Here is an 11,163-nt window from a genome sequence, read left to right as displayed (position 1 = left end):
CTGGTGGTCAGGTAGAGTATACCAAGGCGCTTGAGAGAACTATGCTGAAGGAACTCGGCAAATTGCACGCGTAACTTCGGAAGAAGCGTGACCCTTTTCTGCGCAAGCAGGGGAGGGTGGCACAGACCAGGGGGTAGCGACTGTTTATCAAAAACACAGGGCTCTGCGAAGCCGCAAGGCGACGTATAGGGTCTGACGCCTGCCCGGTGCTGGAAGGTTAAGAGGAGGGGTGCAAGCTCTGAATCGAAGCCCCAGTAAACGGCGGCCGTAACTATAACGGTCCTAAGGTAGCGAAATTCCTTGTCGGGTAAGTTCCGACCTGCACGAATGGCGTAACGACTTCCCCGCTGTCTCCAGCATAGACTCAGTGAAATTGAATTCCCCGTGAAGATGCGGGGTTCCTGCGGTTAGACGGAAAGACCCCGTGCACCTTTACTATAGCTTTACATTGGCATTCGTAGTGGCATGTGTAGGATAGGTGGTAGGCTTTGAAACCTGGGCGCCAGCTCAGGTGGAGCCACCCTTGAAATACCACCCTTATTACTATGGATGTCTAACCGCGGCCCGTCATCCGGGTCCGGGACAATGTATGGTGGGTAGTTTGACTGGGGCGGTCGCCTCCTAAAGAGTAACGGAGGCGCGCGATGGTGGGCTCAGAACGGTCGGAAATCGTTCGCTGAGTGCAATGGCATAAGCCTGCCTGACTGCGAGACTGACAAGTCGAGCAGAGACGAAAGTCGGTCATAGTGATCCGGTGGTCCCGCGTGGAAGGGCCATCGCTCAACGGATAAAAGGTACGCCGGGGATAACAGGCTGATGACCCCCAAGAGTCCATATCGACGGGGTTGTTTGGCACCTCGATGTCGACTCATCGCATCCTGGGGCTGGAGCAGGTCCCAAGGGTATGGCTGTTCGCCATTTAAAGCGGTACGTGAGTTGGGTTCAGAACGTCGTGAGACAGTTCGGTCCCTATCTGCCGTGGGTGTAGGAATATTGAAAGGATCTGTCCCTAGTACGAGAGGACCGGGATGGACGGATCTCTGGTGGACCTGTTGTGGCGCCAGCCGCATTGCAGGGTAGCTATATCCGGACGGGATAACCGCTGAAGGCATCTAAGCGGGAAACCCACCTTGAAACGAGTATTCCCTGAGAACCGTGGAAGACGACCACGTTGATAGGCCGGGTGTGGAAGAGCGGCAACGCTTGAAGCTTACCGGTACTAATAGTTCGATAGGCTTGATCGTTCTCATTACTTATATCCATCAAGGCGCAATCCGAAGGATTGTCGCCGGCACGAATAGACAGCTTCTCGATTTGAACGTGCGTTTTGCCGACCTGGTGGTTATGGCGGAGCGGCTGCACCCGATCCCATTCCGAACTCGGCCGTGAAACGCTCCAGCGCTGATGGTACTTCGTCTCAAGACGCGGGAGAGTAGGTCGCTGCCAGGTCTGCCAAGCGCATGTTCAGCTCAAATCCGGATCGACCGGATCGAGACAGATCTTCTCGTTACGATATTTAGGCCCGCCAAACGGGATCATGGGCCGCGCAAGCGGCCCTTTCATTTGGCGGTCTCTTGATTCCGGTAAGTTAAACCTTACCTCAAAGGACGCAAGCAAACGCTTGCTCGTGGTCGCAAGCAAACGCTTGCTCGTGGTTGACGCGGGGTGGAGCAGCCCGGTAGCTCGTCAGGCTCATAACCTGAAGGTCACAGGTTCAAATCCTGTCCCCGCAACCAAATACAAAAGAGCCCGCCTCGCGCGGGCTCTTTTGTATTTTGCTGTGGTGGCCGGCGATCTTAACCTGCATCAGGGGCCCGCAAGGAGGCGAAGCCGACGCCGCGGGACAGAGAACTCAAATCCTGTCCCCGCAACCAAATACCAAAACGGCCCGCCTGGCACTCCCCCGGCGGGCCGTTTTGCTATCCGGCTGTGAGGGCTAGTCGATTTGAACTCTCATCAGGGGCTGCAATAAGGGCAAAGCTGACGCCCCGGAACAGAGAAGCCAAATCCTGGCCTCGCTACCAGCTTCGATTGAAAACGCCGGCAACTCAACGAGTTGCCGGCGTTTTGTTTTTCGTGGCGCAGTTCCGCTCAGACGGGATCGTCAGGCGTGCTTGTCGTCGGGATGGCCAAGCTCGCAGAACCAGCCGCCGAGATATTTCACCGACGGCTTGTTCGGATCGGGAACAGGGGCTTTGGCCTCGACCGCGGCGCGAAATGGCTCGGCACTGTCCTGCGGGATGAACCCAAGGTGGTCCGCACCGCTGTTGTCGACCATCTTCAGCTTGTTGTTGGAAATTCCGAAGGAGATCGTGTGGCCGACGCGCGGCGCGGTCAGCGACGCTTCGACCAGGCGCACGCAGTCGGCGAAGGAAAGATATGACCACAGCATGCGGCGGTCGGCCGGCTCGGGGAAGGACGAGAAGATGCGCAGGCACACCGTCTCGATGCCGAACTTGTCCCAATAGAGCCGGCTGAGGCTCTCGACGAAATTCTTCGACACCCCATAGAGGCTGTCGGGGCGCACCGGCGCGTCGACGCCGATATGCGCCTCGATCTCGTGATAGCCGATGGCATGCACCGACGAAGCGTAGATGACGCGCTTCACGCCGTGTTTCCGGGCGCCTTCGTAGATGTGGTAGGAGCCGCGGATGCTGGAATCGAGGATGGTCTGCCATTCGCATTCGAGCGGCGCGCCGCCGAAATGCACGATCGCGTCGCAATCCTTGGTCGCCGCGATCGTCGCTTCCATGTCGGCGAGGTCGAAGACCGCTTCCTCCTCGTGCGGCGCAAGGTCGCCGAAGGGTTCGCGCCCCGCCAGGCGGATCGTCTTGGCCAACGGCACCAGCCCCTTGCGCAGCTGCGCGCCGAGCCGGCCGGCGGCGCCGGTGATCAGGATACGTTCGTAATGCGGCATCACTTACTCCACTTGCGCGACGGCGGCGTTGATCCGCGCGATCGCCTCGGTCAGCACCTCTTGGCTGGTCGCGGTCGAGATGCGGAAATAGGGGGACAGTCCATAGGCGACACCAGGCACCGACGCCACCCGGCCTTCGTTGAGAAGATAATTCGAGACGGCCGCGTCGTCCTCCAGCACGACCCCCTTGGGCGTCTTGCGGCCGATCAGGCTGGCGCAGCCGATATAGGCGTAGAAAGCGCCTTCCGGCGGCGACAGCGTCAGGCCGTTGATCTTCCGGATGCCGTCGACGACCAGGTCGCGGCGTGCCTCGAACGCCTGGCGGAAGCGGGCGACCTCGTCCTGCGGGCCGTTGAGCGCGGCGACCGTCGCTGCCTGCGCGATCGAGCAAACCGAGGTGCAGGACTGGCTCTGGATGGTCGACATCGCCTTGAGAAGCGGCATCGGCCCGGCCGCGTAGCCGACGCGCCAGCCGGTCATCGCGTAGGATTTCGAAACGCCGTTGACGATCAGCATGCGCTCCTTGAGTTCGGGGCAGGCCTTGCCGAAGGAAACGAACTCGCGTCCGTCGAACAGGATGTGCTCGTAGATCTCGTCGGAAAGGATGAGCACCTGCGGATGCTTCGCCAGCACCGCGCCCAGCGCCTTCAGATCGGATTGCGAATAAACCGCGCCGGACGGGTTGCCCGGCATGTTGAGGAAGAGCCACTTCGTTCTCGGCGTGATCGCCTTTTCCAAGAGCGCCGGCGTCAGCCGGAAGCCGTTGATCTCCGGGCATTCGACGACGACTGGCGCACCGCCGAGCAGCTTCACCATCTCGGGGTAGGAAACGAAGTAGGGCGCCGGCAGAATCGCCTCGTCGCCGGTTTCCAGTGTCGCCATCAGCGCGTTGAAGATGATCTGCTTGGCGCCGTTGGCGACGACGATATCATCGGCGGTGTAATCCAGCCCGTTCTCGCGGCGGAATTTGCCGGCTATGGCTTCGCACACTTCGACCGTGCCGGCAGCGGCCGTATAGAGCGTCTGGCCGGCCTTGGCGGCGAAATGAGCGGCATCGATGATATGATGCGGTGTCGGAAAATCGGGCTCGCCCAGGCCGAGATCGATCACGTCGACGCCCTTGGCGCGCAGCGCCTTGGCGGCCTGCGAGGCCGCCATCGAAGCCGAAGGCTTCACCGCCGACAGGCGCGAGGCAACATAGCTCATCGGTCGTTCTCCGTGATGTAGCCCTTGGATCGGTCATTGGCCCGCGCGGCCGCGTTGCGCCTGGCCGGATCGCCATAGCCGCCGCCGCCCGGCAGTTCGAGGATCAGCCGGCGCCCTGCCGGCACATGCTGCCAGCCCTTGGGACGCATCCTGGTGCCATCGTCCAGCTTGACCACGCCAGCGACGCCCGGCTTGCCGCCGTTGCGGCCGTGGGCCGGATGATTGACGCGGTCGAACATGGCCGAAAAGTCGAACTCGTGGCCGTCGGTCGCTGCGATCTCGATGACCTGTCCAAGGCCGCCGCGGAATTCGCCGTCGCCGCCGGAGTTGGGCCGCAGCTCCTTGCGCCAGATGACGATCGGCCCGGTATGTTCGGTCGCCTCGATCGGCATGGTGTGCACGCCGGACGGGAAGGCCGTGGCCGACAAGCCGTCAAGCTCGGGGCGGGCGCCCATACCGCCGGAGTTGAACATCAGCACCTCGGCGCGTCGGCCGGACGCGCCTGAAACTGGGCGCGCCGAAATATGGATGTTCCAGAGCGCGCCGGCGCCTTCGGCGAGGATTTTTCCGGGCAAGGCCTTGGAAAAGGCGCCGAGCACCAGATCGGGAACCATGTGGCCGAAAATATGCCTGAGCGCCACCGGCGCCGGCCGCACCGCGTTGAGGATGTTGACAGGCGAGGATACGGTGAAGAAGGCCAGCGAGGCGGCATTGTTGGGAATGTCGGGCGCCACCATGCATTTCAGCGCATAGCAGGCATAGGCCTTGCTGTAGATGATCGGGCAGTTGATGCCCCAGCGGCTCATCGGATCGGTGCCGGTGAAATCGACCTCGACATGGTCGTCGCGGACCGAGACCGTGGCTGCAAGCTTGACCGGCTCGTCGTAGCCGTCGGTCACCAGCTCGTTCGACCAGCTTCCCTTCGGCAGCGCCTCGATGCGTTCGAGCATCGCGTCGCGGGTGCGCGAGAAGATGAAGTCGCCGAGCCCGTCGAGCGACGCCAGGCCGATCTCCTTCATCATGTCGACCAGGCGCCGGTGGCCGACCTCGTTGCAGGCGGCCAAGGAATAGAAATCACCGACCACCTGGTTGGGCTCGCGGACATTGGCGCGCAGGATGCGGACAAGGTCGAGGTTGACCTTGCCCTTTTCCGCGAACTTCATGATCGGGATCTGGATGCCTTCCTCATAGACCGACTTGCCGTCGGCGCCGAAGCCGCGGCCGCCGACATCGACGACATGCGCGGTGCAGGCGAAGAAGGCCACGAGCTCGCCGTTGAGAAAGGACGGCGACACCATGGTGATGTCGTGCAGGTGGCCAGTACCGAGCCAAGGGTCGTTGGTGACGTAGGTGTCGCCTTCGAACATCTCCTCGCGCGGGATTTCGTGCATGAAATGCAGCACGGCCTCGGCCATGGTGTTGACGTGGCCCGGCGTGCCGGTCACCGCCTGCGCTAGCATCTGGCCGCGCGGATCGAACACGCCGGCCGACAGGTCGCCGGATTCGCGCACCGAGGTCGAGAAGGCGGTGCGCAGCAAGGTGAGCGCCTGCTCCTCGACCACCGAGATCAACCGGTTCCACATGACCTGCATGCGGATTTCGCCAATATCGCTCATGACTGGCTGCCTTTACGGATCAGGAGGATGGCGCCGTCGCTCTGGATGACGGCGTCGAAGCTGGTGGTGACGACGGTGGAGGTCTCGCGCTCGACGATGACAACAGGACCTGCCACCCGGTCGCCGTCACAAAGCGTGTCGCGCTCGACGATGCCGTAGGTTCGCGAGGCGCCGCTGACAGGGTCAAAGACCTCGCGCGTCGTTGTCGGCTCGTTCGTCTTTTTGCCTTTGGTCAGCTCGTGCCTCGCAACGGCTGGCCGAACATCCGTCGCCTTGACCGACCAGGTGACGATCTCGATCTCCAGCCCGTCCAGCCCCTCGATGGCGCGGCCGAAGAAACGCTGGTAGTTCGCCTCGAACAGGTCCTTGAGCTTTGCTGCGGCATCATCGCCGAATGGTTCGTCCGCCAGCGGCACGGGAATTTCCCAGCCCTGGCCGGCATAGCGCATGAAAGCGGTGATCTCGCAGACGATTTTGCCGCTGGCGCCGGTGCGCACGAAACCCTCGGCGGAGGCTTTGAGATCGGCGAGCAGCGCATTGACCTCGGCCGGCTTGAACCGCGACAGCCGCGTCAGCTTCGAGGCCAACGCCTCGTAGCCGAACGGCGCCTTGAGAAAGCCGATCGCCGAGCCGACGCCGGCGCCGCGCGGCACGATACACTGATCGATGCCGAGCTTTTCGCAGAGCCTTGCCGCGTGGAGGGGTGCGGCGCCGCCGAAGGCGATCATCAGATTGTCGGAAATGTTCTTGCCGTTCTCGACGGCGTGGACGCGGGCTGCATTGGCCATGTTCTCGTCCACGACTTCGCAGATGCCGAAGGCGGTCGACATGGCGTTGAGCGACAGGCGCTCGCCGACCTCGCGCAGGATCGCCTGCTCGGATGCGGCCGTGTCGAGCTTGATCGCGCCGCCGGCAAAATTGTCGGGGTCGAGCTTGCCGAGCACCAGGTCGGCGTCGGTGATCGCCGGGCGCCTGCCGCCGCGGCCGTAGCAGGCGGGGCCGGGTTCCGAGCCGGCGCTTTCCGGTCCGGTCTGGATGCGGCCCATCGCGTCGACCCAGGCGATCGAACCGCCGCCGGCGCCGATCTCGATCATCTCGATCACCGGGATGGAGATCGGCATGCCCGAGCCCTTCGAAAAGCGGTAGGTGCGCGCCACCTCGAAGGTCCGCGCCGTGCGCGGCGCAAAATCCTCGATCAGGCAGATTTTGGCGGTGGTGCCGCCCATGTCATAGGAGACGACCTTTTCGAGGCCGAAGCGCCGGGCGATGTCGGCGGCGAAAATGGCGCCTCCCGCAGGGCCGGATTCGACCAGGCGAACAGGAAATTCCGAAGCGGTTTCGACCGAGATCAGGCCGCCGCCCGAATGGATCATGAAGACCGGGCAGTCGGCGCCCATGTCCTTCAGGCGCGTCTGCAGGCGGGCGAGATAGTCGGCCATCTGCGGCCGCACATAGGCGTTGGCGCAGACCGTGTTGAAGCGCTCGAACTCGCGCATCTGCGGCGAGACCTCGGCGCTGATCGAAATCGGAATGGTGAGTTTCCTGGAGAGGATCTCGCGGGCGCGACGCTCGTGGTCGGGGTTGGCGTAGGCGTGGATGAAGCCGATCGCTACCGAGCCGAAATTGCCGGCAGCGATCCGGTCGGCGATCTCCTCGAGTGCTGCTTCGTCGAGCGGCTGCAGTTCTTGCCCCTCGGCGCCGATGCGGCCCCGGACCGTGAACCGGTCTTCGCGCGAGATCAGCGGCGTCGGCAGTTGCAGGTTCAGATCATACTGCTCGAAGCGGTTCTCCGTCCGCATCTCGATCACATCGCGAAAACCTTCGGTCGTGATCAGCGCGGTCCGGGCGCCGCGCCGCTCGATCAGCGCGTTGGTGGCGAGCGTCGTGCCGTGGATGATGATGCCGATCTCGGCTGCAGAAATTCCGGCATCGCGGATCACCACGTCGATACCGTCGAGGATCGCCTGCTCGGGCGCCGCATAATTGGTCAGCACCTTGGTCGAAAACATCGTTCCCCTGACATCGAGCGCGATGTCGGTGAAGGTGCCGCCAATGTCGGCGCCGAGACGGATGTCGTCTGATCTGGAGGTCATGCCTTGGCCTTCTGCGAAGCGAGCGCGGCGTCGCGCATCTGGGAAAGGGTTTGCCGGGGCGTGAGCGCTTCGGGCGAGATGGCGATGTCGAGGACCGCGCCCGTTGTCGAGGCGAGCGCCCGGTCGAAGGCGGCGGCGAAATCCCCGGTCGATTCGACGCGCTCGGCGTGAAAACCATAGGCCTTTGCCAGCGCCACGAAGTCCGGGTTTTCCAGCGAGGTGCCGGAGACGCGGGCCGGATAGTTGCGCTCCTGATGCGCGCGGATCGTGCCATAGATGCCGTTGTTGATGATGAGCACGATCGGCTGCGCGCCGGCCTGCATGGCGGTGCCGAGTTCCTGGCAATTCATCTGGAAGTCGCCGTCGCCGGCAAAGCAGACGACCGTGCGGTCCGGATAGGCGACCTTCGCGGCGACTGCCGCCGGCAGGCCGTAGCCCATGGCGCCGGATTGCGGCGCGAGCAGCCGCGCCTGCGGTCCGAACTTGAAGAACTTGTTCGGCCATACGGTGAAATTGCCGGCGCCGTTGGTGAGGATGACGTCGGCCGGCAAGGTCTCGCGCAGCCAGGCGCTGACCGCGACCATGTCGACCGGGCCGGGCTGTACGGGTGCCGCGAAGGCGCCTTCATAGGCCTTGCGCGCCGCCGCGCGCCAGTCGGCCCAGCCACCCTTCACCGGCGTCAGGGCCTTGGCGAAAGTGTTCGGGCCGGCGTGGATACCGATCGCGGGCACATAGATCTTGCCGATCTCGCGGTCGGAGCCGTGCGCATGGATCAGCTTCTGGCGCGGCACCGGAACGTCGAGCAGCGTGTAGCCGTCTGTCGTCATCTCGCCGAAGCGGACATTGACGGCCAGGATCACGTCCGCATCGCGGATCAGCGTCTTGACATGCGCCACCATGCCGACGCCGGCTTCGCCGACGAACACCGGCGAATGGTTGTCGAACTGGTCCTGGTAGCGGAAGGCGGCAACCACGGGGATGTCTGAAGCCTCGGCGAAGGCCTGGAGCGCGGCGCGTCCATCGGTCGTCCAGTTGGCGCCACCCATGAGCAGCACCGGCTTCTGAGCCGCAGTCAGGATCTCAAGCGCCGCCACGACGGCATCCCGCGACGGAGCGGCTTCGAAAATCGAAGCAGGGCCGCTGAGCGGCGCGGCGTCGGTCATGGTCGTCAGCATGTCTTCGGGCAGCGCGACGACGACGGGGCCGGGCCGGCCGGTCAAGGCGGTGGTCCAGGCGCGCGCCACGATCTCGGGAAGTCGTGCAACGTCGTCGATCTCGACCGCCCATTTCGCGACGGTCCCGTAGACCGCCCGGTAATCGATCTCCTGGAAGGCTTCGCGGCCTTTCATGTCGGTGCCGACCTGGCCGACGAAGAGGATCATGGGCGAGGAGTCCTGCATGGCGGTGTGGACGCCGATGCTGGCATTGGTCACGCCCGGGCCACGCGTCACGAAGCAGATGCCCGGTGTGCCGGTCAGCTTGCCATAGGCGGACGCCATGAAGGCCGCGCCGCCTTCGTTGCGGCAAAGCACGTAGTCGAGCTTGCCATGGGTATCGTGCAGCGCGTCGAGGACGGCCAGATAGCTCTCGCCGGGAACGCCAAAGCTCTTGGTGGCACCCAAGGCAATGAGGCACTCGACAAGAAGGCGACCGCCATTGCGGACCATGCTTCGACATCCTCCTGGATCAGGATGACGTTTCGTTGAATCGCCATCCTGTTCCAACTCTTTGTTGGAGCATGATCTTCTCCGAAAACCGGTTCCCACTTTTCGGGATCATGCTCTTAAGCCGGCGGCAAGCGGACCGAGCCTGCCTTTCGGATTTATACCTGCACTGTGGCCGGCCGACGCGAAATCAAGAAATGCGATCTATACGAAAGTTTTTCTTTGCTATGAAATCCGTACCAAAACACCGGGGTTCATCATGCCCGACGGATCGAATGCATCCTTCAGCCGTGCCATGAACTCCCGCTCCACCGGACTTCTGTTCCGGTCGGCCATGGCGATCTTGGCGCGCCCGAGCCCATGCTCGGCGGCAAAGCTGCCGCCCATGCCGGTGGCCAAGGCAGCCAGCGCCTCGGCGAATGCCGTGGCCTTGCCGTCGAAATCGGCGCGGCCCTCCGGCGGCGACAGATTGTAGTGGATGTTGCCGTCGCCGAGATGACCGAACGGGTTGATCCGCACGCCGGGAAGAATGTCGTGGCATAGTTTCGCGCCGGCCTCGATGAAGCGCGCGATCGCGCCCGGCGGCACGGAGATGTCGTGCTTGAGCTGCTCGCCCTCCAGCCGCTGGCCCTCCGGCTGCTCCTCGCGCAGCCGCCAGAATTGCGCCCGCTGCGCGCCCGAATTGGCCAGCGCGCCATCAACGACCAGGCCTTGCTCCATGCCCCATTCCAGCGCCGAGGCAAGGATCTCGTCGAGAGGGACGCGCGTCGAGCCCGACGCCACTTCGACGAGCAGATAGACGTCGCCCCTCGTCTCCAGCTGATAGGCAAGATCCGGCAGATGCTTGAGCGCGAGCGTCAGGCCGACGTCCGAAAAGAACTCGAGGCCGGCCAGGAATTCTCCGGCCTCGCCGCGCAGGAAGGCGCCGAAGGACACAGCGGCGGCGAAATCGGACATCACCAAGAGCGCGCTCGCCTGCTGCCTTGGCGTGGGATAGAGCCTCAGCACCGCGCGTGTCACGATGCCGAGCGTGCCTTCCGAACCGCAGAACAGCTTGCGCAGCTGATAGCCGGCATTGTCCTTCTGCACGGCGCGAAGACCGTCCCACACCGTGCCGTCCGGCATCACGACCTCGAGGCCGAGCACCAGATCCTGCATCATGCCGAAGCGAAACGCCTGGCTGCCGCCGGCATTGGTGCCGATCAGGCCGCCGATCCTGGCGCTGCCTTCGGCCCCGAGATGCATCGGAAACATCAGGCCATGCGGTTCCAGCGCCTCATGCAGCGCGGCAAGCACCACGCCCGCGTCGACGATGATCGATCCGCTCTCCAGGTCCGGTTCGCCGATCGCCGTCATGCGTGAAAGCGAGACGATCACCGCGTTCGGCCGATCGGCGACGGCGCCGCCGCACAGGCCGGTGTTCCCGCCTTGCGGAATCACCGCCACGCCTGCTTCCCTGCATATGTTTACGACCGCCGCCACCTCCGCGGTGCTGGCAGGCCTGGCAATCCCAAGAGGCGCTACGCCATAGCGGTTGAGCCAATCGCGGTGGTAGGGCTCGGCATCACCACCGGAAAGCCAGCCTTTCGGCCCGAGGATTGCCTGCAATGCGATAACGAGATCAGCCATCTGGGTACCTGAGCTGTGGGACGAGCCGCGTATAGACA

The 11,163-nt window shown here is 63.6% G+C and carries 6 protein-coding genes, 1 tRNA gene and 2 rRNA genes (1 of these 9 cut by a window edge); 3 read left to right on the top strand and 6 right to left on the bottom strand.

The features are described from left to right. The 3 genes from FJ956_RS04865 to FJ956_RS04855 all read left to right on the top strand — a co-directional run. Positions 1-1,244 (top strand): 23S ribosomal RNA (locus FJ956_RS04865); it begins 1,556 nt to the left of the window's first position. A gap of 90 nt (positions 1,245-1,334) precedes the next feature. Next, positions 1,335-1,449, top strand: a 5S ribosomal RNA gene (gene rrf, locus FJ956_RS04860). Between the two features lie 210 nt (positions 1,450-1,659). Next, positions 1,660-1,736 (top strand) — tRNA-Met (locus FJ956_RS04855). 368 nt (positions 1,737-2,104) lie between these two features. Here the strand turns inward: FJ956_RS04855 and FJ956_RS04850 are convergent. The 6 genes from FJ956_RS04850 to FJ956_RS04825 all read right to left on the bottom strand — a co-directional run bounded on the left by FJ956_RS04850 (position 2,105) and on the right by FJ956_RS04825 (position 11,125). Next, positions 2,105-2,917, bottom strand: coding sequence for an NAD(P)-dependent oxidoreductase (locus tag FJ956_RS04850; protein ID WP_140673919.1), 813 nt, complete (start codon positions 2,915-2,917; stop codon positions 2,105-2,107). Between the two features lie 3 nt (positions 2,918-2,920). Next, a complete protein-coding gene (locus FJ956_RS04845; protein ID WP_140673921.1) occupies positions 2,921-4,123 on the bottom strand; it encodes a pyridoxal phosphate-dependent aminotransferase in 1,203 nt (400 codons plus the stop codon). Further along, a complete protein-coding gene (locus FJ956_RS04840; RefSeq protein WP_140673923.1) occupies positions 4,120-5,739 on the bottom strand; it encodes a hydantoinase B/oxoprolinase family protein in 1,620 nt (539 codons plus the stop codon). Before FJ956_RS04840 ends, FJ956_RS04845 begins: the two co-directional genes overlap by 4 nt. Then, positions 5,736-7,832, bottom strand: a complete 2,097-nt coding sequence (locus FJ956_RS04835) for a hydantoinase/oxoprolinase family protein (protein WP_140673925.1) — start codon at positions 7,830-7,832, stop codon at positions 5,736-5,738. Before FJ956_RS04835 ends, FJ956_RS04840 begins: the two co-directional genes overlap by 4 nt. Continuing rightward, complete coding sequence (locus FJ956_RS04830; RefSeq protein WP_140673927.1) at positions 7,829-9,499, bottom strand: thiamine pyrophosphate-binding protein; 1,671 nt, start codon at positions 9,497-9,499, stop codon at positions 7,829-7,831. Before FJ956_RS04830 ends, FJ956_RS04835 begins: the two co-directional genes overlap by 4 nt. 222 nt (positions 9,500-9,721) lie before the next feature. Further along, on the bottom strand, positions 9,722-11,125 hold the full coding sequence (locus FJ956_RS04825) for an FAD-binding oxidoreductase (RefSeq protein ID WP_140673929.1): 1,404 nt from the start codon (positions 11,123-11,125) through the stop codon (positions 9,722-9,724). Between the last annotated feature and the right edge of the window lie 38 nt (positions 11,126-11,163).

The organism is Mesorhizobium sp. B2-4-3, from assembly GCF_006442815.1.
GTDB lineage: Bacteria > Pseudomonadota > Alphaproteobacteria > Rhizobiales > Rhizobiaceae > Mesorhizobium.
Note: the sequence above shows the minus strand (reverse complement) of the source record. Positions and strands in the feature narration are given on the sequence as shown.